General features: G+C 64.7%; 19 protein-coding genes. 16 read left to right on the top strand and 3 right to left on the bottom strand.

Features of this window, described 5'->3' with window-relative positions; all coding sequences use genetic code 11:
• Nucleotides 1-379 precede the first annotated feature (379 nt).
• The 16 genes from serC (at nucleotide 380) to SFHG_RS07910 (ending at nucleotide 19,888) form a co-directional block, all read left to right on the top strand.
• On the top strand, nucleotides 380-1,462 hold the full coding sequence (serC, locus tag SFHG_RS07985; protein ID WP_042436024.1) for a 3-phosphoserine/phosphohydroxythreonine transaminase: 1,083 nt from the start codon (nucleotides 380-382) through the stop codon (nucleotides 1,460-1,462).
• Nucleotides 1,463-1,647: 185 nt separating this feature from the next.
• Entirely contained in the window at nucleotides 1,648-2,334 is a 687-nt protein-coding gene (locus SFHG_RS07980; protein WP_042436021.1) for a site-2 protease family protein, read from the top strand.
• Nucleotides 2,335-2,349: 15 nt separating this feature from the next.
• The gene (locus tag SFHG_RS07975; RefSeq protein ID WP_042436018.1) at nucleotides 2,350-3,141 is read left to right on the top strand and encodes a segregation and condensation protein A; all 792 of its coding nucleotides are present in this window, start codon (nucleotides 2,350-2,352) and stop codon (nucleotides 3,139-3,141) included.
• On the top strand, nucleotides 3,142-4,101 hold the full coding sequence (scpB, locus tag SFHG_RS07970; protein ID WP_042436015.1) for an SMC-Scp complex subunit ScpB: 960 nt from the start codon (nucleotides 3,142-3,144) through the stop codon (nucleotides 4,099-4,101).
• A 42-nt stretch (nucleotides 4,102-4,143) separates the two neighbouring features.
• Complete coding sequence (locus tag SFHG_RS07965; protein ID WP_042436013.1) at nucleotides 4,144-5,025, top strand: pseudouridine synthase; 882 nt, start codon at nucleotides 4,144-4,146, stop codon at nucleotides 5,023-5,025.
• A gap of 223 nt (nucleotides 5,026-5,248) precedes the next feature.
• On the top strand, nucleotides 5,249-6,421 hold the full coding sequence (locus SFHG_RS07960; protein WP_042436011.1) for a prephenate dehydrogenase/arogenate dehydrogenase family protein: 1,173 nt from the start codon (nucleotides 5,249-5,251) through the stop codon (nucleotides 6,419-6,421).
• Nucleotides 6,411-7,730 (top strand): 3-phosphoshikimate 1-carboxyvinyltransferase, encoded by a 1,320-nt coding sequence (aroA, locus tag SFHG_RS07955; protein WP_042436008.1) that lies wholly within the window; start codon nucleotides 6,411-6,413, stop codon nucleotides 7,728-7,730. Before SFHG_RS07960 ends, aroA begins: the two co-directional genes overlap by 11 nt.
• A complete protein-coding gene (gene cmk / locus SFHG_RS07950; RefSeq protein WP_042436005.1) occupies nucleotides 7,727-8,407 on the top strand; it encodes a (d)CMP kinase in 681 nt (226 codons plus the stop codon). Before aroA ends, cmk begins: the two co-directional genes overlap by 4 nt.
• Nucleotides 8,404-9,252, top strand: coding sequence for a lysophospholipid acyltransferase family protein (locus SFHG_RS07945; RefSeq protein WP_042436002.1), 849 nt, complete (start codon nucleotides 8,404-8,406; stop codon nucleotides 9,250-9,252). Before cmk ends, SFHG_RS07945 begins: the two co-directional genes overlap by 4 nt.
• 212 nt (nucleotides 9,253-9,464) lie before the next feature.
• Complete coding sequence (ispH, locus tag SFHG_RS07940) at nucleotides 9,465-10,301, top strand: 4-hydroxy-3-methylbut-2-enyl diphosphate reductase (protein ID WP_042436000.1); 837 nt, start codon at nucleotides 9,465-9,467, stop codon at nucleotides 10,299-10,301.
• Between the two features lie 376 nt (nucleotides 10,302-10,677).
• Nucleotides 10,678-11,406, top strand: coding sequence for a LytR/AlgR family response regulator transcription factor (locus tag SFHG_RS07935; RefSeq protein ID WP_148514816.1), 729 nt, complete (start codon nucleotides 10,678-10,680; stop codon nucleotides 11,404-11,406).
• A gap of 258 nt (nucleotides 11,407-11,664) precedes the next feature.
• A complete protein-coding gene (locus SFHG_RS07930; RefSeq protein ID WP_081469020.1) occupies nucleotides 11,665-13,083 on the top strand; it encodes a DUF512 domain-containing protein in 1,419 nt (472 codons plus the stop codon).
• A 45-nt stretch (nucleotides 13,084-13,128) separates the two neighbouring features.
• Nucleotides 13,129-14,445 carry a ribosome biogenesis GTPase Der gene (gene der / locus SFHG_RS07925; RefSeq protein ID WP_042435995.1) on the top strand — a complete coding sequence of 439 codons (1,317 nt, stop codon included), beginning with the start codon at nucleotides 13,129-13,131 and terminating at the stop codon, nucleotides 14,443-14,445.
• Between the two features lie 12 nt (nucleotides 14,446-14,457).
• On the top strand, nucleotides 14,458-15,123 hold the full coding sequence (gene plsY, locus SFHG_RS07920) for a glycerol-3-phosphate 1-O-acyltransferase PlsY (RefSeq protein WP_042435991.1): 666 nt from the start codon (nucleotides 14,458-14,460) through the stop codon (nucleotides 15,121-15,123).
• Nucleotides 15,124-15,128: 5 nt separating this feature from the next.
• The gene (locus SFHG_RS07915; RefSeq protein WP_202898154.1) at nucleotides 15,129-16,142 is read left to right on the top strand and encodes an NAD(P)H-dependent glycerol-3-phosphate dehydrogenase; all 1,014 of its coding nucleotides are present in this window, start codon (nucleotides 15,129-15,131) and stop codon (nucleotides 16,140-16,142) included.
• A 224-nt stretch (nucleotides 16,143-16,366) separates the two neighbouring features.
• Nucleotides 16,367-19,888: a M6 family metalloprotease domain-containing protein gene (locus tag SFHG_RS07910; protein WP_042435989.1), complete on the top strand. Its 3,522-nt coding sequence runs from the start codon at nucleotides 16,367-16,369 to the stop codon at nucleotides 19,886-19,888.
• Nucleotides 19,889-20,198: 310 nt separating this feature from the next.
• Here the strand turns inward: SFHG_RS07910 and SFHG_RS07905 are convergent, their stop codons facing one another.
• The 3 genes from SFHG_RS07905 to SFHG_RS07895 all read right to left on the bottom strand — a co-directional run bounded on the left by SFHG_RS07905 (nucleotide 20,199) and on the right by SFHG_RS07895 (nucleotide 23,002).
• Nucleotides 20,199-21,062, bottom strand: a complete 864-nt coding sequence (locus SFHG_RS07905) for an Mrp/NBP35 family ATP-binding protein (protein ID WP_042435988.1) — start codon at nucleotides 21,060-21,062, stop codon at nucleotides 20,199-20,201.
• A 194-nt stretch (nucleotides 21,063-21,256) separates the two neighbouring features.
• Nucleotides 21,257-22,183: a choloylglycine hydrolase gene (gene bsh / locus SFHG_RS07900; RefSeq protein WP_042435985.1), complete on the bottom strand. Its 927-nt coding sequence runs from the start codon at nucleotides 22,181-22,183 to the stop codon at nucleotides 21,257-21,259.
• Nucleotides 22,184-22,636: 453 nt separating this feature from the next.
• A complete protein-coding gene (locus tag SFHG_RS07895; protein ID WP_042435982.1) occupies nucleotides 22,637-23,002 on the bottom strand; it encodes a hypothetical protein in 366 nt (121 codons plus the stop codon).
• Nucleotides 23,003-23,313: the final 311 nt, after the last annotated feature.

The following is a 23,313-nucleotide window of genomic DNA, read 5'->3' as shown; positions in this document are numbered from 1 at the left end:
TTATTTGACGCTGCAGTATGCCGCAAAACTTTACAGCTGACTTGACAGCTGTAAAGTTCCCATCGTTTCTCCATCCGCCGGCTCGCGCGCCGGCGGCGGGCAACGGGCGCGTCTGCCGTCAGCTGCGGCTTCGCCAGGCGTATCCGGCGGCCGGTCCGCGCGTCAATCGCCGGCTTTCGCGCGCCAGCCGCACACGTGCCCGCATCCGCCGCCCGCGGAGCGCCTTCGCCGTTTGCCCTTAAAACCCGTATCGCCGGTAGGTTCAACATGCGAAAGGCCCATACTGGACCGATGCGGAACGCGCTTGCGCTCCGCGTTCGGCGCCAACCCGCGAATCGCGGGCGCGCTGCATCCATTCGTCAACCCAAGGAGGTTCAGCATGGCTCGCGTGTACAATTTCTCGGCCGGTCCGGCGGTGCTCCCCGAGGAGGTGCTGTCCTCCGCCGCCGCGGAAATGCTCGATTATCAGGGCACTGGCATGTCCGTGATGGAGATGTCGCACCGCTCCGCCGCGTTCAAGGGCATCATCGAGACCGCTGAGCAGGATATCCGCGACCTCATGAACATCCCCGACAACTACCGTGTGCTGTTCCTGCAGGGCGGCGCCACGCAGCAGTTCGCGGCCATCCCCATGAACCTCATGCAGAACAAGGTTGCCGACTACATCGTGTCGGGCAACTGGTCGAAGAAGGCCTTCAAGGAGGCCAAGCTCTACGGCGACGCCCGCTGCATCGCCAGCTCCGAGGACGAGAACTTCACCTACGTGCCCGACGTCGACGGCCTCACGTTCAGCCCCGATGCCGATTACGTCTACATCTGCCAGAACGAGACCGTCTACGGCAACCGTTACACCAAGCTGCCCGAAACCGGCGACATCCCGCTGGTCTCCGACGTTTCCAGCATGTTCCTCTCCGAGCCCATGGACGTGTCGAAGTACGGCCTGATCTACGGCGGCGTGCAGAAGAACGTCGGCCCGGCCGGCGTGGTCATCGTCATCGTGCGCGACGACCTGATCCGCGAGGACGTGCTGCCCTTCACGCCCACCATCATGCGCTACAAGACGCAGGCCGACGCCGGCAGCCTGTCCAACACCCCGCCGTGCTACGGCATCTACATGTGCGGCAAGGTGTTCCAGTGGCTCAAGGGCCTGGGCGGCCTTGAGGCCATGCAGAAGCTCAACGAGGAGAAGGCCGCTATCCTCTACGACTACCTGGATCAGTCCAAGCTGTTCAGCGGCACGGCGAAGAAGGAGTTCCGCTCGCTCATGAACGTGCCGTTCGTCACGGGCAACCCCGAGCTGGACGCCAAGTTCATCGCCGAGGCAAAGGTCGCGGGCATCGAGAACATCAAGGGCCATCGCAGCGTCGGCGGCATGCGCGCCAGCATCTACAACGCCATGCCCAAGGCCGGCGTCGAGGCGCTGGTCCAGTTCATGGACAAGTTCGAGCGCGAGAACGCGTAAGCTTGCGATAGACGATAGCGCTTTCCAGCGGGCGGGCGGCCACCAAGGTCGCCCGCCCGCTTTGCGTTCGGTTGAAGAACGGCGCTGTGTCTATCGAGCTTGCTTGTGCCTATTGGCATTACGAATAGGTTTCAGGTCGGTTATTGGTTTCGCGTTGGCGCTTGTGGCGTTATAATAATGCGATTATGACTACACAGCTTCCTTATCTCATCTGCTCCATCTTGAGCTTTGTTCCCGCCATCGTGTTGCACGAGATGGCGCACGGCTTTGCTGCCTGGAAACTGGGCGATCCCACCGCTAAGCGCGCGGGGCGCCTGTCGTTCAACCCGCTTGCGCATATCGACCCGTTCGGCACCGTTATCATGCCGTTTTTGCTCATGGCCATGAACATGCCCGTGTTCGGCTATGCCAAGCCGGTGCCATACAACCCCGCGTACTTCAAGGACCCGCGCAAGGGCGACCTGATCGTGGGTTTGGCCGGTCCCGCCGCCAATCTGTTGCTCGCCGTGCTGGCGGGTGTGGTCGCGTGGGTGCTCTACGGGTTCGCCCCCGTTGCGCAGTGGGTGGTGCAAAGCCAGGCGTTCTTCTACTTCTACCTGATGTTCCTGCCCATGTTCGCGCTGATCAACCTGTATCTTATGTTCTTCAACCTGCTGCCCATCCCGCCGCTCGATGGCAGCTCCATCTTCGCATTCTTCATGCCCGTGAAGTGGTTGCCTAAGTACTACAAGGTGCAGCAGTACGCGTTTCCGATTTTCATGATCGTGGCTATTTTGCTGCCGTATATCATCCACGTGAACGTGTTCGGCATCTACCTGGACGTCACCGCCGGTAATCTGGGCAACCTGCTGTTCCCCTTCACCATTTCGTAGGGGCGGCGGGGCATCGTGTCGTATCGCGTTCGCACCGACAGCTTCGAGGGGCCATTCGATCTGCTGTTGTACCTGGTCAGCCGCCAGAAGGTTGACATCGGCGCCATCAATATCACGCAGATCGCTGACCAGTACCTGGCCGAAGTGGGCCGCATGCAGAATCTTGACCTGGACGTCGCCAGCGATTTCCTGCTGGTTGCCAGCACGCTGCTGGAGATCAAGGCGCAAAGCCTGCTGCCGCGCGAGCGCATCGAGGTTGAGGACGACATCGCCGAGCTGGCGCCCTCCGAAGCGCGCGACATGCTGGTGGAGCGTCTTCTGGAATATAAACAGTACAAGAACGCCGCTGCGGCGCTGCATGCGCGGTTCGTCGCCGAGGGCCGTATGCATCCGCGCCCGTTCGGGCCTGAAGCGTGCTTTCTAAATCTCATGCCCGACTTCTTGCGTGACGTGTCGCTTGACTCTCTTGCGCTGCTTGCTGCCCGCGCGCTGGCGCGCCGTGAGGTGTTTCTGCTGGAAAGCGAGCACATCGCCGCGAAACCCATCCCGGTGGAGGTGCACGTGCGCGCCATCCATCAGCGCATTCGCAATCTTAAACAGCTGCGCTTCTCGCAACTGATCGCCGAAGATGCCCCCACACCGCTGGTGGTGGTCACGTTTCTGGCGGTGCTCGAGCTGTACAAGCGCTCCATGGTGCGCGTGGAGCAAAGCCAGCTGTTCGGCGACATCGACATCGAGTACATCGAGGGCTCGGGCGAGCTTTTGCTGGACGGCGACGACGCGCTGACGTCGGTTGGGGAGGAATAGATGTTCGAAGGACTTGATCAGACGCAGCTGAGCGGCGCCATAGAGGCTATGCTGTTCGTCACCGACGAACCGGTCGGCGTCATCGAGCTGGCCGACATGCTGGAGGTCGACCCGAAGCTGGTCGAGCAGGCGCTGGTGGATTTGCGCGAGAAGCTGGAGCGCGAGCAGCGCGGCATCCAGCTGCGCGAGGTTGCCGGCGGCTGGCGGCTGTACACGCACCCCGCCTACCACGACCTGGTGGAGAAGTACGTGCTGTCGTGGGATACGCGCAAGCTTTCGCAAGCAGCTATGGAAACGCTCGCCATCGTGGCCTACCTGCAGCCTTGCACGCGCGCCGGCGTTGCCAGCGTGCGCGGCGTGAACTCCGACAGCTCCATAAACTCCCTGGTGGAGAAGGGGTTGATCCGAGAAGCGGGTCAGGCCGACGCTCCGGGCAACCCCACGCTGTACGCCACCACGCGCGGCTTTCTGGAGAAGTTCGGGTTGCGCTCGGTGAGCGATCTTCCCGATCTGGACGAGTTCGCGCCCGACGATGCCACGCGCCAGCTCATCCGCGAGCGCCTGAGCGCGGGCGGGCAGGAGGCGCGTGTGGCGCCCGAGGCGCAGGTGTCGGATGGGGAAGCGGGCGATCCGCTCGACGGCCTGCAGTTCGATTTCGAGGACGAAGGCGCCGGCGCCGCACTGACCTCGCAGCAGGGTTCGGGTGGCGCGGGTGTCGGTGGCGAAGCTCGTGCGCGCCGGCAGGTGGCGCCTGAACACGTCGCGGCGGATGGGCAGCTGACGTTTTCCGCCGACGACCCGACGCCCGACGCATCGGGGTCGCAGGCCGCGTTCCCGTCCGGCGATGGTCCGGCGAACAGCGCTGCGCAGCAGATGCTCGCCGATGCCATGGCGCAAAGCTTCGGGCTGGTGGAGAAGATCGACTTCGACAACCTGAAATTCGAAACCGACGATGAGTAACCGGTTCTTGGCAAACCTCGACCGACCTGTGATGGGAGAATCATGACCAGGCAGCTTAAACCAAATCAAACGCAGCCCGAGGAGCGCCTTGTGCCCATGCGCCTGCAGAAGTTCCTGGCGCGCGCCGGTGCGGCAAGCCGCCGCGGGTCGGAGAACCTCATGACGGCCGGGCGCGTGACAGTGAACGGCCAGGTAGTCACTGAGCTAGGCAGCAAGGTGGACCCGCTGGTTGACCAGGTTGCCGTCGACGGTGTGCCCGTGCGGCTGGAGGGCGGCCCCGTCACCATCATGCTGCACAAACCAGCCGGCTACGTGACCACCATGTCCGACCCGCAGGGCCGCCCCACGGTGGCCGAGCTCGTGCCCACCGACCGCTTCCCGGGGCTGTTCCCCATCGGGCGTTTGGACTTCGACACCACGGGTCTTTTGCTGTTCAGCACCGACGGCGAGCTGGGCAACGGCCTTTTGCACCCGCGTCATCACGTGGAGAAGCGCTATTTGGCGCTGGTCAACGGCAAGCCCACGCCCGAGCAGCTGGGCCAGCTTGAGCAGGGCATCCAGCTTGACGACGGCATGACCGCGCCCGCGAAGGCCGCGCTGGTGGAAGGCGCGGAAGCGAAGCGCGCGCTGTCCATGCTGGAGGTGCCGCCTGCCGTGCCCGACCACGAGCCCAACGGCAGCGTGCCCAGCCCGCAACGTGCCGCCATCCTGCGCAAGCGCTCCCAGCAGCGCGCCGTGGTGCGCGTGGTGTTGCGCGAGGGAAGGAAACGCCAGGTCAAGCGCATGCTGTCGGCCATCAAGCACGGCGTTTTGGCGCTGCACCGCGACAGCTTCGGCCCCATCGAGTTGGGCGACCTGCCCCGCGGACAATGGCGCGAGCTCGCCCCCGAAGAGGTGGCGGCGCTGCACGCGTCTATTAAGTAGACGTTCATGTGACCCTCGTGCTTGCGCGGAGGCGGCGGGATGTGCGCCGCCGGGAAACGGCTATAATGGTCACCCGGGTAAACAGCTGGTGTTTGCGAACTCGGCGTTTCGCCTTGTCGCGGGCCTTCTTCGACTTGCGTGGCGGTTTCGCGCTTGCCGATGCGATGCCGGCTTGCCCGCAACGTCCTATCCTAGATCGGATCCGGAAGGTCTGCATCGCCTTATGGCACAAACAATCGATCAAGCGAAAACCGGCGGCTTCGAAAACGTTGCCGTCATCGGCTTCGGCCTCATCGGCGCCAGCTTTGCCGCCGCATTGCGCGCGGCGAACCCGTCGGCGCAGGTCATGGCCGTCGACACCGACCTGGCCACCCGCGTCGAGGCCGTCAACAGAGGCTGGGCCACCGCTACCGCCGCCCCCGATGCCGCGGAGTTCCGCGCGTTCATCGAAGACGGCTGCGACCTAGTGGTTTTGGCCACGCCCGTCAGCGTGGTGGAAGGCTATTTGAAAGACCTGGCCGAGTGGGGCTATCGCGGCATCATCACCGATACCGCATCCACGAAAAGCCGCATCATCGAAATGGCCGCGCACACGCTTCCGTATCCGCAGAACTTCGTTCCCGGACACCCTATGGCCGGCTCCGAGAAGAACGGTATCGTGGGCGCTCGCGCCGACCTGTTCAAGGGCGCGTACTGGATCTTGTGCCCCGATGCCGATACGCCCGCCGAGCACTTCACGCGCCTGCACGAGCTGATCACCGGCATCGGCGCGCGCGTGATCAGCCTGCCGCGCGAACAGCATGACGCGGCGGTGGCCGTGGTCAGCCACGTGCCGCATTTCACCGCCAGCTCCCTTGTGCAGCTTGCCGTGCGTCACGCCAAGGGCCAGGATTCGCTTATGCGCTTGGCAGCGGGCGGGTTCAAGGACTCCACGCGCATCGCGGCAGGCTCTCCCGAGCTGTGGTGCGGCATCGCCTTCGACAACAAAGATGCGCTTTTGGGTGGTTTGCGCGAGATGCAGGGCATCATCGGGCAGTTCGCCGACGCGCTTGAAGCGGGCGATCGCGCAATGTTGACCAGCCTGCTCGCCGAGGCCGCCGATGCCCGCCGCGCGCTGCCGGCCGCATGGCTGCCGTGCACCGAGCGGCTGCTGGAGGTTCGCATTCCCATGGAGGACCGTCCCGGCGTGGTGGCCGAGGTCACCACCATCACCAGCAAGGTGGGGTGCAACATCCAGTCCATCGAGATCGATCACGTCACCGAGGATTCGGCCGTGCTCTCGCTCGTGCTCACCGACGAAGGCGACATCGGCAAGCTGTCGGCGCACCTTATCAACGCCGGTTTCTCCGTTTCGTTCAGCCCGCTAGCGCCTAAGGAGCACACCCATGTCGGATAGCATCACCGTCATCAAACCGTTGGAAGGCCCCATGCACGGCTCCACGCGCGTGCCGGGCGACAAGTCCATCAGCCACCGCGCCGTGCTGTTCTCCGCTATGGCGGAGGGCACTTCGCGCGTGTCCGGCGTGCTGGATTCCGCCGACGTGCGCAGCTCCATCGGGGCCGTGCACGCGCTTGGCTCCCAGGTCAGCCTGGAGAAGCAGGCCGACGGAAGCCTTGCCGGCGGCATCACCGGCTGGGGCGCCGCCGGTCCCAGCCAGCCCGCCGAGCCCGTGGATTGCGGCAACTCCGGCACCACGGTGCGCCTGCTCATGGGCATTCTGGCGCCGTGGGATATCCAGGTCACGCTCACGGGCGATTCCTCGTTGTGCAAGCGCCCGATGCGCCGCATCACCGCGCCGCTCATGAAGATGGGCGCGCGCTTCCTTCCCGAAGGCCGCGAGACGCTGCCCATCACCGTCCACGGCGGCGGGCTGCGCCCCCTCACCTACGATGCCCCCATGGCATCGGCCCAGCTCAAGACCGCTGTGCTGCTTGCCGGCATGTACGCCTCGGGAACCACCACGGTCAACGAGCCGGCGCCGAGCCGCAACCACACCGAGCTCATGCTGCCCGAATACGGCGTGGCAACCACGGCCGGCTCCTGCACGGCCAGCGTGACCGGGCCCGCTCGGCCCCAGGCCAGCGAGGTGCTCGTGCCGGGCGACCCCTCTTCGGCGGCGTTCCTTGCCTGCGCGGCGGTTTTGCGCCCTGAAAGCTCGATCCAGATCGAGGACGTCAGCCTGAACACGGCCCGCATCGGCTTCGTGCGCACGCTCGAGCGCATGGGCGCCCAGGTCAGCGTCGCGCACACGGGTGCGGCGGGCAAGGAGCCTTACGGCATCATCGAGGCCTGCTATACGCCCGACCTGCGCGGTTGCGAGGTGCCTGCCGATAAGATCGCCGGCATCATCGACGAGATCCCCGTGCTGGCGCTGGTGGCGGCGCACGCGCATGGAATCACCGTGTTCCGTCAAGTGGGGGAGCTTCGTGTGAAGGAAACCGACCGTCTTGCCGCTATAATGGACGGTCTGGCAAAGCTGGGCGTGGACACATGGTGCGAAGGCGACGACCTTTACATCGAGGGTCAGCCCGGCCTGCAGGTCCCCGAGGGGCTCGAGTTCGACTCGCTCGGCGACCATCGCCTTGCCATGACCTGGTCGCTCGTCGGCCTGACCGGCAAGGTCCCCGTGAACATCAAGGATTTCGAGGCCGTGTGCGTCAGCTATCCCGGCTTCTTGGACGATATCGAAAGGGTTGCACGATGATCATTGCTATCGACGGCCCGAGCGGTGCCGGCAAATCGACCGTTTCGAAGGCGGTCGCGCGCCGTTTGGGCTTCTCGTGCCTGGATACGGGCGCCATGTACCGCTCCATCGCCTGGCAGGCGCTGCAAGACGGCGTTTCGCTGGAAGACGGCGAAGCGCTCGGCCGCATCGCCGACATGCACGAGATCGGGTTCTCCCATGAGCCGGGCGACCCGTTTCCGCGCCGCGTCTCCATTTCCGGCGTGGATGTGACCGATGCCATCCGCACTGCCGAGATCGACCGTTCCGTCAGCGCCGTGGCCGCCACGCCCGCCGTTCGCCAGGCGCTTGTGGCCCAGCAGCAGCGCATCGGCCGCGCGGGCAACTACGTGGTGGAAGGCCGCGACATCGGCACGGCGGTGTTCCCCGAGGCGGAGCTGAAGGTGTTTCTGACCGCCAGCGCCGCTGAGCGCGCCCATCGCCGCGTGGCGCAAAACGAGCGCCGCGGCGTGGGAAGCACCGATTACGCCGAGGTGCTCGCCGACATCGAGCGCCGCGACGCCATCGATTCCTCGCGCGATACGAGCCCGCTCAAGCCGGCGCCCGATGCCGTGCAGATGGATTCCACCGGCCGCACGATCGAGCAGGTCATCGAGCGTATCTGCGCGCTGGCCCAGGAGAAGGGCGTGCACGTATGAGCCTGTTTCTGAGATACGAGGACATGTGGGACCGCGCGCTCGGAGGCACCACCGACGAGAAGCAGATCCCGCATTGGTTCGCGAATTTCGCGTATGTGCTGATCGGCTTCGTGTTCAAGGTGCTGTTCCGCTATCGCGTGGACGGGCGCGAGAATCTTCGTGCGTTCAAGGACCGCTGCGGTGCGGTGGTGGTTTCCAACCATACGTCGTTTCTGGACGTGGTGCTCATGTACGTGGCAGCGCGCCCGAGCCAGTTCGTGCGCCTGATGGGCCGCGACTCGCTGTTCGGCAACGCCCATGGCTTGGCGGGGCAGATCCTCTCGCGCGTGGGCGCGTTCCCCATCAAGCGCGATTCGGCCGACCGCAACGCCATCAAGCGCGCAGCGCACATGCTGAAGGGAAATCAGCTGGTGGGCATCCTGCCGGAGGGCACGCGCCGTGGCAAGGGCAGCAAAACGCCCGAAATCCACTCCGGTGCGGCATTCATCGCGAAGATGGGTAAGGCGCCCATCCTGCCCATGTGCGTGCGCGAGGCGGAGAACGTCAAGCGCAAAGGCGAGCGCATCCGCTTCCCGAAGATTTCGGTGGAGTACGGAAAGCCCCTGGTGGTAAGCGATTTCGACTTCCTGCCGAAGGAAGATCGCTTGGACGGGTGCTCGTGGTACGCCATGCGCGAGGTGTTCGCGCTGCATCAGCGCGTGCCGCGTGAGCAGGTGGATATGGTCGCGCTGTTCCCCGACGGCCGCGACTTCACGGAGGTGTTCGCCGCCCATCCCATTCCCGAGCACACTCCCGCCGAGGCCATCGAGCTGACCCGCCCCACGAAGAAGGCGAAGGCCGAGTAGTAGCAGGTTTGAGGGGGCAGGGGCCGCGAGAGCGGCCCCTTGCGCTATCGTGCGTGGCGCAAAGGCCGGAGGGCGTGAGTCGCAAAACACTTTCTGCATCCGTAAGCCCGCACGCAATCTGCAAGCTGTTGTCCTGCGGCAACTATTCGCGAGCCGCGGTCGCAAGCCCCAAACCGCGAGCCCCAACCTATACCTGTATGAAAGGATCGGACATGGAAGTCATCCGCAGCAAGAACGCAGGCGCATGCTACGGCGTGCAACGAGCCCTTGACCTGGCCCTGAAGGCAAGCGAGGGTGATGGCAGCGCGTTCACGTTGGGGCCGCTCATCCATAATCCCCAGGTGGTGGCGAACCTTGAGGCGCGCGGTGTGCTGGCCGTCAAGGAACCTGAGCAGGCAACGCACGGCGCCATCATCATCCGCAGCCATGGCGTCACCCCGGCAGTGCGCCGCTCGGTGGAGGCGCGCGGGCTTCCCGTGATCGATGCCACGTGCCCGCATGTCGCGCGTGCGCAAAAGGCTGCGGCCACGCTTGCCGAGGAATGCGGCTACGTGGTGGTGGTGGGCGAGGAGGGCCATCCCGAGGTGGAGGGCTTGGTTGCCTACGCCCACGAGGCCGGTGCGCAGGTGCACGTGGCGGAAACGGCCGCCGACCTGCCTGTCGACCTGCCCGAGCACGTGGGCGTGGTCGTGCAGACCACGCAAACCCGCGATGCGCTCGACGACGTGCTTGAGGGCATCCGCGCCCAGGGCGTTGCCGCGCAGGTCAAGGACACGGTGTGCACGGCCACGCGCCAGCGTCAGCAGGCCGCCGCGGAGCTTGCCGGGCAGGTGGACGCCATCGTGGTCATCGGCGGGCGCAATTCGGCCAACACCACGCATCTGGCCGAGATCTGCGCTGCGGAATGCCCGCGCACCCACCATATCGAGTCGGCCGCCGAGCTCGATCCCGCATGGTTCGCGGGTTGCTCCTCCGTGGGCGTCACGGCAGGCGCCAGCACTCCCGACGACCAGATCGACGAGGTGGTGCAGCGCTTGGAGCGCATGTAGCGATCGCGTTGGCGGGGAAGCGGTTTCGAGCGGCGGTTCGGCGCCTTTCGCGTGCGTCGTGTGAGGGCTGCGGATCCGCTGGTTTCGGCGCGCTCCTGCGTGCAGTGATCGATATCACGCGGGTGGGCCGACGGCCTGCGTTCCCTGCCCGCCCGTCGCGACCTCGCCTTCCCCGTATATCCCCATGTGAACCGTCCCCGTCTGCACGTGCTTCGGCATGTGAGGGCGGGGACGGTTTTGTGCACGGACGGTGAAGAAACGGCTCGATTTGTTGCACAACAAATCCCGTGAAAACCGGGTTAGCCTTGAAGCATGAACGAAGCCGTTCGACGCCGCAAAAGCGTCGGCGCGCGAACGCGATGTGGAGGTTGCCACCATGTGCAGGATATTGCTCGTCGAAGATGCCGTGCCCGAGCCCGAGGCGCTGCGCGTGCTCATCGAGCAGCATCCATGCGCCGGCGCCATTCAGCTGGAGAGCTGTGCGTTTTCCCAGGTGCGCGAGCGCGTCTCCCAAGGTCCGCGCATCGATGCGCTGTTCGCTCCCGTGGATGCCCCCGGCGCCTTCCCGGCGTGTGCCTCCGATGAACGCGCCGGCATCGCGCTGGTGCGCGAGCTGCAAGATCGCGGCATCCTTCCGTTGACCGTGTACTGCACCATGCGCGCCGCCTACACCTCGGCGGTCTACGGCACCGACCACCAGTATCTGCTGCTGGCGCCGTATTCGCCCAGCGAGGCGCGCAACGCCCTGGACAAGGTGTTCGGTTTGCTCGGCCATCGCGCGGCAAGCCCGCTTGCGCTGCGCAGCGCCGGGACCGTGCACATCGTGGACCCCGCCGACGTGGTGTATGTGAAAAGCATCGGGCGAAAAGTGCTGGTCAGGTTTTCGGATACTCGCGTGCTTGAATCGTATGCGGCGCTGGCCGAGCTTGAGCAGCAGCTGCCCGGCAGCTTCGTGCGCTGCCACAAAAGCTACTTGGCGAATATGGAGCACGTGGTCCAGGCCTCTGCCGATGGGCTGGTCATGGACTGCGACGAGGCGGTGCCCATCAGCCAGCGCCAGTACCGCACCGTCCGCGACGCCCTCAGGTCGTTCTCCGCATCGTAGGGGGAAGGGCCGCGGTCGCCGGGGTTTGCGCCATAGGGCTTCGCATCCCTTTCGCAGGGTGAGTGCCGAGCCGCTTTTTGCCCCGGCTTCTTTGCGCTGCTTTCCGCGCGGTAAACGCAACCCCGCCCCTTGCCCAGTTGCGCTGATTTTCCGCGCCGCGTTCCCGCCGTGCGCCTTGACGGGCGCGGCATGCTACCATGATTTGCTGCGAAAAATCGACGGCATACGGGCGAACGGAAGCGGAAAGGCGGTGTTGACGTGGGCATTTATCCTCCTCAGGATGTGGCGAAGCAGGCTGCGCAGTCCACGGGCGGCCGCAAGCGCCGCATCCCCGAGCCCCCGAAGGCCGTCATCGAATCCGTGCTGCCCGAAAGCCCCGCCGATGACGCGGGCTTCACGCCGGGTTGCATCATCACCAGCGTTGATGGTCAGCCCGTGCGCGATATGATCGACTGGCGCTGGCTTACCGCCGACGACGTGATCACCCTCGGTTACACAGACACCGACGGCGATTCCGGCGAGGTGGAGCTTGAGCGCTATGAGGGCGAGGAGTGGGGCTTCGAGTTCTCCGGCGTGGTGTTCGACGGCGTCAAGCAGTGCCGCAACGCCTGCATCTTCTGCTTCATGCGCCAGCTGCCCGACGACATGCGCCCGTCGCTGACCCTGCGCGACGACGACTTCCGCCTCAGCTTCCTGTCGGGAACGTTCGTCACGTTCACCAACTTGTCGGCCGAGGACGAGGCGCGCATCATCGAGCAGCACATCAGCCCGCTGCGCGTTTCCCTGCACGCGTCCAACCCCGAGGTCCGCCGCCGCATCATCGGCCGACATGCCCAGCACGGCATCGAGGTGATGGACCGCTTGCTTGCCGCCGGCATCGAGTTCCACGCGCAGATCGTGCTCATGCCCGACGAGAACGACGGCGACGCGCTGCGCGAGACGCTCGACTGGGCGTACGCGCGCCCGGGCATCCTGGACATCTGCATCGTGCCGCTGGGCTTCACCAAGCACCAGACGTGCTTCACGAAAAGCTTCAACGACCCGGTGGCGGCCCGTGCCGCCATGGATACCATCGTGCCTGCTCAGCAGCGCGCCCTTGCCGAACGCGGCCACCTGTGGGCCTTCGCCGCCGACGAGTTCTACTGCAACGCCTACGGCGACGAGCTGCTGGAGAACCTCCCGCCCACCGAGCACTACGGCGATTTCGGCATGTTCGAGGACGGCGTGGGCATCATCCGCTCGTTCGTGGACGATTGGGAAGCGGCGGAAGCGGCCGGGCTTGACGCGCAGGCCGCGCAAGCGCTGCAGCAGGCGGGCATGCGCGTGCGTTACATCGCCGGCATGGCCACGCCGCATTTCTTCCGCCCCCTGTTCTCGCGCGGCCCGCTTGCCGGGGTGGTTGAGCCGCTGTTCGTGGAGAACCGCTTCTTCGGCGGGAACGTCGACGTCACGGGGCTGTTGTGCAGCTGCGACATCGCCGAGGACATCCGCGCCGACGCGGCCGAGCATCCGGGTTGGACGTATGTGGTCCCCAAGGTCATCTTCAACGACGACGGCGTCACGCTCGATGACGCAACGTTGGAGGATATGGGGAAGGCGGCGGGCGTGCCCGTGAGCGTGGTATCCTGTAACGCGACTGGGTTCTTGCCGGAACTCGTCGAACTGGCGCGCGCATAGCGGCGCCGCAAACGTAGTATTTTCCTCAACTGAAAAGGATTTGATATGGCTCTGCCCATTGTGGCGGTTGTTGGACGGCCGAACGTCGGCAAGTCCACCTTCGTTAACCGCATTGCCCAGGCCGACGAGGCCATCGTGCACGAGATGCGCGGCGTCACCCGCGACCGTTCGTACCACATCGCCGACTGGAACGGCGTGCCGTTCAAGCTCATCGACACGGGCGGTATCGAGATGGGCGACGACGACGCGTTCCAAAGCTCCATCCGCACGCAGGCGTTCGCCGGCGTGAACGAGGCCGACGTTATCGTCTTCATCGTCGACGGCCGCACCGGCATTAACGCCGACGACGAGGAGGTGGCGCGCGTGCTGCGCAAGACCTCCAAGCCGGTGTATCTGGTGGTGAACAAAATGGACAACCCCGACACCATGGACCAGGTCTGGGAGTTCTACCAGCTTGGTCTTGGCGATCCGTGGTCGGTCTCCTCGCTGCACGGCAACGGCACGGGCGACCTGCTCGACGCCGTGGTGGAGGACCTGAAGAAGGTCGAGACCGCCGACGACGAGGAAGAGGACGGCGGCATCAACATCGCCATCATCGGCCGCCCCAACGCCGGTAAGTCCTCGCTGACCAACCGTTTGACCTCGGATGACCGCTCCATCGTGTCCAACGTCGCCGGCACCACGCGCGACGCCATCGACACCGTCATCGAGCACGACGGCCAGCGCTACACCATCGTCGACACCGCCGGCCTGCGCCAGAAGAGCAAGATCGACGAGGACGTGGAGTACTACGGCTTCGTGCGCGCCATGCGCGCTATCGACCGCGCCGACGTGGCGATCCTGGTCATTGACGGCTCCATCGGCCTGACCGACCAGGACCAGCGCGTGGCCGGTTTCGCCGCCGACCGTCAGTGCGCCATGGTCATCGTGCTGAACAAGTGGGACCTGGTGGAGGGCCCCGACGCCAAGGCCGAGGTTCGCGAGAAGATCACCGATCGCATGACGTTCGTGGGCTATGCCCCCGTTGTGGCCACCTGCGCGCTTACGGGCAAATCCGTCCATCGCATCTGGGAGGCCGTCGACGTCGCCTACGAGAACTTCTGCAAGAGCATCCCCACCAACCAGCTCAACGTCTGGCTGGGCGAGATCCGCGAGGGCGGCCACACCGTGTCGAAGGGCAAGGCCATCCTGCGCATGAAGTACGTCACCCAAACGGCAACGTGCCCGCCGCAGTTCACGTTCTTCGTGAACCGCCCCGACCTGGTCAACGACAACTACGAGCGCTTCCTGGAGAATCGCCTGCGGAAGTCGTTCGACCTGACGGGTACGCCCATCCGTATGAAGTTTAAGAAAAAAGATTAAGAGAGATCCGTTGTGGAACTGCTGGGAGCATTAGGGGTTTTCGTCATCTCTTTCCTGTTGGGGTCCATCCCCTGGGGCGTCATCATCTCGAAGGTGTTTTACCACACCGACATCCGCGAGCACGGCTCGGGCAATATCGGCACCACCAACGCCATGCGTACCATGGGCAAAGTGGGCGGCAGCGCCGTGTTCGTGCTGGATTTCGGCAAGGGCATCGTATCGGGCCTGATCGCGGCCGCAGCTGCGGCCATGTTCGGCGGCGGCATGTCGCTGTCGGGCCATGTGATCGGCTACGACGACTTCGTGACGGTGGCCTTCTTGGGCTGCGTGTGGGGCCACATCTTCAGCCCCTGGCTGGGATTTAAGGGCGGCAAGGGCATCGCCGTGGCCGTCGGCTGCCTGTTCGTGACGTTCGGCTGGCAGGGCGCATGCCTTGAGCTGGCCATCTTCGCCGTGTTGGTGCTTGCCACCAAGTACGTGTCGGTGGGTTCCATCGCCGCGGCGGGGGCATGCCCGCTGTTCGCCGCGTACTACTTCCTGTACGCCACGTTCGCGCCGGCAGCATGGGTGTGCACCACGGTTGCCGCGCTGACGGTGGTTTGGGCGCACCGCGGCAACATCGAGCGCCTGCGCGCCGGCAACGAGCGCCGTATCGGGCAAAAGGGTAAGGAAGCGTAAGGAAAGTGGACGACGACATGAAGGTTGCAGTCATCGGCGCCGGTTCATGGGGAACCGCGCTGGCGCAGACGCTGGCCCTCAACGGGCATAACGTGAGCCTGTGGGCGCGCAAGGATTCGGTGGTGCACGGCATCAACCACGAGCACGTCAACCCGCGCTACCTTTCGGATGCGAAGCTGTCCGACAATATCGTGGCCACCACCTCGTACCGTGACGCGCTGCATCGCGCGAAGGCCGCCGTCATCGTGACGCCCTCGAACCTTTTGCGCGGCGTGGCGCGCGTGCTGTCCGACGTGGTGGACGATCAGTTCCCTATCGTCATCTGCTCGAAGGGCGTGGAGGCCGAAAGCGGCTACTTGCCCGTGGGCGTGTTCGAATCCGAGTTGGGCAACAGGGATCGTCTGGCGGTGCTTTCGGGTCCCAACCATGCCGAGGAGGTCATCAAGGCCAAGCCGGCGGGCACTGTGATCGCGTCGTCGGGGCAGGACACGGCGGTGATGTTCCGCGACCTGTTCGCCTCGCCGACGTTCCGTACCTACACCAGCGACGACGTCACGGGCGTGGAGTTGTGCGCCGCATTCAAGAACGTCATCGCCATCGCCGTGGGCGTGGCGTATGGTCTGGGTTATGGCGACAACACGGCCGCCATGCTCATGACGCGCGGCCTGGCCGAGATGAGCCGCTTGACGGTGAAGTGCGGCGGGCAAGCCATCACGTGCATGGGCTTGGCGGGCGCGGGCGACCTGATCGCCACGTGCACCTCCGAGCATTCGCGCAACCGCTCGTTCGGCGTGGAGCTGGCGCAGGGCGGTACGCTTGATGGGTATCGCGAGCGAACGCACATGGTGGTGGAAGGCGCGTTGGCGTGCAAAACGCTGAAAACGCTGTCGGAAGCCTATAACGTCGAGCTTCCCATCACCGACGTGGTGCGCGGCGTGGTATGGGAAGGCGCCGACCCGAAAGCGGCGGCGAAGGACCTGTTCGCAAGGCCCTTGACCACGGAGTTTTACGGACTGTAGGATTGACCTCGGATTTGCCGGGCTATATAGTCCTCCTTGATATCGTTTTGCCGATGAGCGGTTGTTTGCAGCAACCGCTCTCTTTTTAGACTTAGATAGGTGGATCGCGCTCTTCCTCCAAGCGTTCGACGGTGAACGCGTCTCCGTGTCCGTTTCGTTATCAAGCTCCGTAAGGCGCGGACCGGCAGATGGATGACGGGCCCCTCCCTTGCGAAAGGAGCCGCATGAGCAATCACCCGTCAACCGTCGATGCCCTTGCGCATCAGGCGAAGATCATCGCTTCCGGCGCGGTCGCGGCCATCGCCCTGGCGCTGGCTTTCGCCGCCGCTCCTGCGCCCGCGTTCGCCGTCGATGCCGCAGAGGTCGGCGACCAAAGCTCACCGTGCGTCCCGACCGAGGAGCAGATCGAGGCGTACCGTGCTGACGGCTCGCTTGACGAGCGCGTGCAGACCGCCGAGCGCCTTGGCCACGAGCAGCCGTCCGTCGGCTTGACGCAACAGGCACTTGCCCGGCAGGCGGCCGTTCTCGGCTCCGATGCCGGCGCGTCCCCGATGCGATCCGCGGTCCCGTCGGTTTGGAGAAGCGGCATGGCCACGGTCGGCGCCGGCCGCGTCCTTGCGTTGCGCGTTTCGTTCCCTGATTACTCCTTCGCCGACGACGATACGCTTGAGGCGCTTGATGCGCTGTTCAACGGCGGCGACAGGTCGGGCTTCCCTTACGAAAGCCTGCATGCGTACTATGAGCGCGCAAGCTACGGCAAGTTGGACATATCGGGCACCGCTGTGGATTATCAAGCGAAGCACGAGCGCAGCTATTATCAGGGCGATATCAACACGCTGTTCGTGGAAGCGCTCGATGCGCTTGATGAGACCCTTGACCTTTCGCAATTCGACGCCAATGACGACGGTTACCTCGACTGCGTGTACATCCATTTCGCCGGCCCTGACTCGGGGTGGGGCAGTACCTGGTGGAGCCAGGAGTGGACGGTGCAGCAGCAGGCCTCGCCCGAGGTGTGCGAGCGTTCCTGGGACGGTAGGCGCCTGTGGAACGCGTGCCTGCTGGCCGAGAACTGCGCCGGGGACATGGCGGCCTCCACGCTCATCCATGAAACGGGACATGTGCTCGGCCTTCCCGACCTATATAGCTATCGAAGGACCTCGGCGGATGCGGCCGAGCGTTCCGGGTGCCTGACGTTCGACCTGATGGACAACAACACCGGCGATACCAACGCCTTCTTCAAATGGATGCTCGGTTGGGTCGACGAAGGCAAGGTCGTGCGCGTGGTCGCGAACGCCGACGGCGTCGACGTGCTGCGCGACGGTGCTCTGGAGCACTACGACGAGCACTCGCTTGACCAGGTGCTTTCCGCCTTCACAGGGACTGACCTGCAGGAATGCGGCGGATTTATCGCCGTATCGGATTCCGAGGATCTGCTGGATCCGGGAAAGGGCCTGTTCTCGTCGTATTACCTGCTGCAATACGATCGCTATGCCGGCAACCAGTCGGTGGCATACAAACGCGGGGGCCAGGATGTTCCCTTGCCGTCGGGCTTCAGGCTATTCCGCGTGCAGGCGGCGCTTTCCCAGGATGGGGACGACTACCTGTATAAGAACACCACCGGCATGCCCGGCAACCAGCTTATCGAGCTGGTCGACCCCGATATGGACGAACCCCATACCTCCGGGATAGGCTATGCGCCCGCCGCGGTCACGGGCACCGGCTACGGGTGCATGCTCCGTGACGGCCAGGAGGTGTCGCCGACGACGTATCCCTCCACGAACTTCGGCGAAAGCATCGGCGGCGGCTTCACGGGCTTGACGTTCTTGGTCGGCGAATGCGACGAGGGCTCCGGCGCGGTGATCGTCTCCTGGTCGGACGCCGCTAAGCCCGTTCCCCTCGAGTTCTCCCTTTCGTTGAAGCCGACGACGCTGCTGAACTGGGGGCCGGTGTGCTTCACCATGTCGTACCCGGCGCTTTGCAAGGCCTATGAGACTGGAGCGTTCCCGTACCTTGAAATAGACGGGAAGCGCGTTCTTTCCGTTACCGATGCAATCGGCGAAACCGTTACCATGGATTACAAGCTCAACCCCGGCGAGGTGTCCCCGATCAGCGCCTGCGAGGCGGTGTTTCCCGCGGGGTGCTTCCTGTTGGGCGTGGTCGACGGGCAGGAGGTGTATTCCGAGGAGATCCGCGTGCCGTTCTCCCCGTCTGGCCTGGCCGGTTTCGGCGCGCATGGCTTCTACGAGCTGGAAACGGATCCGGTGGTTGAGAACGTCGGCATATCGTCGGTGTTCGCGCGCGGCGACGGGTCGCACTGCTTCATGCGCGCGGTCGGCGAGGACCTGTATCTTGAAACCTTCGACGAGGACGACCCGTCAAAGGTGGACGAGGCGACGATCGAGGGGGCGGTGCTGCCTACGTATCCGCTGACCAGCACGGTGCTGCGCTGTGCCATGCTGCCCGATGACCGCTGCCTGGTGACGGCGTCGTTCGAGTACGGCGAAGCTTCCGGCCTGGCTCGCGCCTATCTGGTGGACCTGGGCACGCGTCAGGTGATCCGTGAGGCTTCTCTAAGCCGCTACACCGGGCTGTTCCGCGCCATGGCGGTGGGGGGCGCGCCCGTTGTGGGCTCGTATGCGTATCAGTTCGGGCTTGGGGACGGCTATGTGCTGGCATCGGCGTTCGCGGGCGCCGATGCGGGCGCGCAAGCCGCTGGCGACGCGGCTTCGTATGACGAAGGCATGCTTTGGACGCGGGCGGGGAATGTCTACGATGCGGGCAACGGGCTGATCGCCGCGGTGTTTTCCGACAACGGCCCCGACAACCCCGACGGGCCGAGCCATACGATCCGCCTGTATGACGAGGAAGCGGTCGAGGAATGCCTGGCCGCTGCGCCGGCCGAGATGGGCTCCGATACGGTTGAGGATTTCACCGAAAGCTTGGAACCGGTGCGCACCTGCGAATTGGGCGGCTATCAGGTCATCTGCGACGTGGAGGCCCGCGAGGATTCCGTTTACGTGCTGGCGTCGGGTCGCGTGGATGCCGATGGGGCCCAAGACGATGCGCTTCGCGAGGGCGCCGTCATGAGGTTCGACCTTGCCGGCAAGCAAATAGCTTGCCGCGCGCTTGTCCCGGTCAGCTCCTTCGCGTCGACCTACACGGACCTGGTCATCGGCGAGCAGGGGGCCGTGGCGGCAACGCGCATCGCCATCGGGGAGAAGGGCGCGTTCGAGCCCCAGGAGACGCACCTGTTCGATTCTTCGTTGAACGATGCGGGCTCTTATGACTTTGTCGGGAATTCGACCGGCGGTTGGGTAGGCGGGCGTTGGGTGGCGCTTGGCTGGGATAGCTCCAGGTTCGGCAATCCCACCGCCGCCGGGGCCCCGCCTGCGGGCGGCGTTGCGCAGGGCAAGGCGGCTGCCGCGCCTTCTGGCGCTGGGGGCTTGGCCGACGGAGCCGGCGAGCAGGTGCCTATTGAGCCCAGTGACGAGCATATTCGGGTCGGTTATGCGGTAACCGAGGTGCTCGACGTCGATTCCGGCTCCGGAGATCCGGGCGATCGGCGCAATCCTGAGCTCGGCCCCAAGGATCACGATGATTCGAAGGATCAGGGCGATTTGGACGATTCGCGCAAGCCGGGCGGTTTCTCTCCGGAAACCGGGGATAATGCTCCCATCATCCCGCTGGCGGTCGCCGCCGTTGCCGCCCTTGTCGCGGCGATAGCCGCGTACCGACGTAGCCGCTAGTCGGTTAATCGCTTAACGGCTTGCAACCAGGGGTTTTGCTGGATCGGTCACCGTTCTGCACCGGTTGATGAGGCGTTGGATGGCGTCCATCTGCAACGGAGGTCCGTGGTCTTCCGTCGCGATTTAGGCCCTAGGCCCCAGAGCGCGCCCGTTGGCCTGCCTGCCGCTTGCGATCAGGGTGGTTTGCCGAGTCGGTTGCTGCTTTGCGCCGACGGTTGACCAAAAGCCGTCGGTTACAACGAAAGCCCGCGAACCTTTGGGGTTCGCGGGCTTTCGCAATCAAAAGGCTTGTTGCGGAGTGGAGTTGCCGTTATTCGGCTGCTTCCTCATCCTGCTTTTCGGCAGCTTCGACGATCTTGTCGATGATGACGTCCAGCTTGCCTTCCACGTCGTAGTCCTCGACCTTGCCTTCGTCGCACAGGCGCGCGAACTTCGGGTCGATGGGCAGGGTAGTGTAGGCGGGGATGTTATAGCGCTCGGCGACCTCGGCGCCCTGCGGCTCGCCGAAGATGTGATGTTCCTTGCCGCAGTCGTCGCACTTGAAGTAGGCCATGTTCTCCACCAGGCCCAGCACCTCGACGTCCATGTCATGCGCAAGGTTGACCGCCTTGCCCACGATCATGGCAACCAGCTCCTGCGGTGCCGACACGGTGACGATGCCGTCGACGGGCAGCGACTGGAACACGGTGAGCAGCACGTCGGAGGTTCCCGGAGGCATGTCGACGAACAGGTAGTCGATGTCGCCCCAGTTCGTCTCGCTCCAGAACTGGCGGATGGCGTTGGATACGACCGGGCCGCGCCATGCCACGGGCAGGTCGCCCTTCGGAAGCATGAGGTTGGTGGACATGACCTTGATGCCCGTTTGGGTTTGGCCGGGCAGGATACCGTCGGCGTCGGCGGTCAGCGGGTTGGTGATGCCGAAGGTCTTCGGGATGGAGGGGCCGGTGATGTCGGCGTCCAGGATGCCAACCTTGTTGCCGCGCTTGTTCATTTCGCTGGCAAGCAGGCTGGTGACCAGGGACTTGCCGACGCCGCCCTTGCCCGAGACAACGCCGATGACGTGCTTGACGTTGCTGCGCTTGTTCGTCTCAAGCTTGGTGGGGCCGGCGGCCGTGCGCTCGCCGCATCCCGAAACTCCGCAGCTGCCGCACTCGTGCGAGCACTCTTCTGCCATGATTCCTTCTTTCTTATTGTGCTCCCAGATGCCTGGAAGCGTCACTCGTCCTGAAGGGATGATAGCACAACGCGTCCACACGGCAGCCAATTAGCACCTGCTACGTGACATTTGCCGGACACTTCAGGGACGTAGCACTAACTGTCAGCTTGTAAGGTGATGGGCGCCTTGCTCGGTTCGCCTTGTCGCTTCGTCTAATGCGCCTGCTGGACTTCGGTGCCGTCCATGTCGAAATCGGCGAATGCGGCGGTGGTGTAGGCGGCGTTCTCATAGGTGTTGAAGTAGTAGCGGCCCTCGCGTGCGGAATAGGCGCTGGTGAACACGGTGAACTCGTTCGCGCCGTCGTTCATCTGCGCGCTTCCCTCCACCATAGCCACGCCGCCGAGCGTGCGGAACACGCGCGCCACGTTGCCGCGCTCGGTGTCCTTCGGCGCATGGTGCGCGTTCAAGTATGCCGCGCGTACGAAGCGCGACGGGGAGTACACGTCGCCGGGCAGTCCACGCATGCCTGCGCCCGCACCGTAGGGCGTCAATGTCGCGTTTCCCCAGGTCACGGAGTTGGGTGCGCTGGGGGTCACGTTCATGTAGCTGCGCAGGTTCTCCAGATGCCACGCAAGGCCCGGCTGATTGGCCAGCACGTCGGCGGGGTCGCGCATCACCTGCAGGCCGTCGGCGGTCGACTCCACCACGATGCAACCGCTGGCGTCGGCGATGATCCAGTGCAGCAGGGCGATGGGGAAGTCGCCGAACCCCTTGTTCACCAGCGTGATGTTAGCCAGCGCTGCCTCGACGTCGTCAACGTTGTCGAAGTTCGAGGTTACCCACAAGGGGAACTCGTACGGGGCCACGGCTGTGGTTCCCGGGCGCGCATCGTCGGGGAAGTAGGCGTAGCCGGGGAAGTTCAGACCTGCGATGGCTAGGCCGTTCTCGTTGGCGCAGTCGAAATACAACGGAAACCCTTCCGATGCGATGGCCATGCCCAGCACTGCGCGATGCCCCGTGTTCGCGGGGTGGTTGCGCGGCGTGAACGTGATGGTCTCGCCGTAGCCGTACGCCCAGTCCAGATTGCGGCCGAAATATAGGTTCCCGTTAGGATCGGTGAATCGAATCGCCGTGCACATACGTACCTCCGTTCAATGCTGATGCGCGGGTTTGCGCCTGCGTTTGCTCTTTCGGGGCGTTTTGCCCCTGCTAGAAAGGAATAGTACGCCTGCGGCAGCGGGTTGCAATGGGGAAAGCCCGAGCGTTGCCTTCACGTTGCGAAGCCGTTGAGCGGAGGTTGGCGCGGCATGCGGGCAAAGGAAGCGAATGGCCTGCGCATCGCTCAAGGCGATGTAGCTGTTGCGTTGCGATGCTGCCGAACGGGAGTGCGTGCAGCTCGTAGGGCGGGAATCGCGACGCGAAAAGTTCGCTCTGCCGTAAAACGGTGCGCGGACGGATGATATCGAGAAGGACTTGGGGCTAAGAGAGAGAACAGCCCGCGCATCGCACAAGGCGATATGCGGGCTATGGGGTTCGTAGGGGGCTGATGGGAGGGAAAGGCTAAGGAGCGTCGAAAACCGCCGCCCCTTGCGCTATTTCCCGTTGCGAATCTTCTTGATGCCGCCGGCGGCAATGGCGGCCCCGGCGCCGATGGCGAGCACGCCGGGCCCGGGCAATATGAGCATGGGCACACCCACCGCCATGACGGCGGCGCCGGCCACGGTTTGGGCTGCGCCCGTCAGGCGCGATGCGGCAGCGGCAGCATCGCCTTGATTGCGAACGGGGTTGCCGCGACCGTCGACGAACGTGGTGTGCAGCGGCTGGTTATCCACCTTCCCGACGCGCTTGCCGAACGAGGGCGGCGTGAAGGGCTCCGCAGCGGCTTGGGCCGCAGCGGCGGCGCCGCGCGCCGCGTCAACAGGGGTCACGTCGATGATGGGATGTTTCGGGAACGCCATAAGCAGCTCCTTATGCGTAGCGCCGCACGGGGCGGCGCGGGTAATCGTTGTGCGGGACGGGCCTAGCAGCCGCGTTCCGCTATCCGTAGGGTATCGCGCTGCGGGTGCCACGGGTGTGCGCACGCTGACGCTGTCACCAACGCGTAACGAGTTCGCCACATGTATTACCCAGTGTTCTTCGAGGTCCGTCTGCTCCACGGCGCTTCGGTTTGCAGGTGGCCTCTCGGTGCGCATTGTCTCGGTCCCCCGTTTTCCTTTCCGCCTAGTGCTTCGAGTCGCCGTTTACCCCCCCGTTCCCGGTCGCAGCGCCC

The sequence above is a fragment of the Senegalimassilia anaerobia JC110 genome, from assembly GCF_000236865.1.
Lineage (GTDB): Bacteria > Actinomycetota > Coriobacteriia > Coriobacteriales > Eggerthellaceae > Senegalimassilia > Senegalimassilia anaerobia.
This window is presented reverse-complemented; position numbering and strand designations above follow the sequence as displayed.

Bases quoted from the DNA above. Each gene is read 5' to 3' on its own strand.
- serC (WP_042436024.1), top strand. From the start codon at position 380: ATGGCTCGCGTGTACAATTTCTCGGCCGGTCCGGCGGTGCTCCCCGAG.
- SFHG_RS07980 (WP_042436021.1), top strand. From the start codon at position 1,648: ATGACTACACAGCTTCCTTATCTCATCTGCTCCATCTTGAGCTTTGTT.
- scpB (WP_042436015.1), top strand. From the start codon at position 3,142: ATGTTCGAAGGACTTGATCAGACGCAGCTGAGCGGCGCCATAGAGGCT.
- SFHG_RS07965 (WP_042436013.1), top strand. From the start codon at position 4,144: ATGACCAGGCAGCTTAAACCAAATCAAACGCAGCCCGAGGAGCGCCTT.
- SFHG_RS07960 (WP_042436011.1), top strand. From the start codon at position 5,249: ATGGCACAAACAATCGATCAAGCGAAAACCGGCGGCTTCGAAAACGTT.
- aroA (WP_042436008.1), top strand. From the start codon at position 6,411: ATGTCGGATAGCATCACCGTCATCAAACCGTTGGAAGGCCCCATGCAC.
- cmk (WP_042436005.1), top strand. From the start codon at position 7,727: ATGATCATTGCTATCGACGGCCCGAGCGGTGCCGGCAAATCGACCGTT.
- SFHG_RS07945 (WP_042436002.1), top strand. From the start codon at position 8,404: ATGAGCCTGTTTCTGAGATACGAGGACATGTGGGACCGCGCGCTCGGA.
- ispH (WP_042436000.1), top strand. From the start codon at position 9,465: ATGGAAGTCATCCGCAGCAAGAACGCAGGCGCATGCTACGGCGTGCAA.
- SFHG_RS07935 (WP_148514816.1), top strand. From the start codon at position 10,678: ATGTGCAGGATATTGCTCGTCGAAGATGCCGTGCCCGAGCCCGAGGCG.
- der (WP_042435995.1), top strand. From the start codon at position 13,129: ATGGCTCTGCCCATTGTGGCGGTTGTTGGACGGCCGAACGTCGGCAAG.
- SFHG_RS07910 (WP_042435989.1), top strand. From the start codon at position 16,367: ATGAGCAATCACCCGTCAACCGTCGATGCCCTTGCGCATCAGGCGAAG.
- SFHG_RS07905 (WP_042435988.1), bottom strand. From the start codon at position 21,062: ATGGCAGAAGAGTGCTCGCACGAGTGCGGCAGCTGCGGAGTTTCGGGA.
- bsh (WP_042435985.1), bottom strand. From the start codon at position 22,183: ATGTGCACGGCGATTCGATTCACCGATCCTAACGGGAACCTATATTTC.
- SFHG_RS07895 (WP_042435982.1), bottom strand. From the start codon at position 23,002: ATGGCGTTCCCGAAACATCCCATCATCGACGTGACCCCTGTTGACGCG.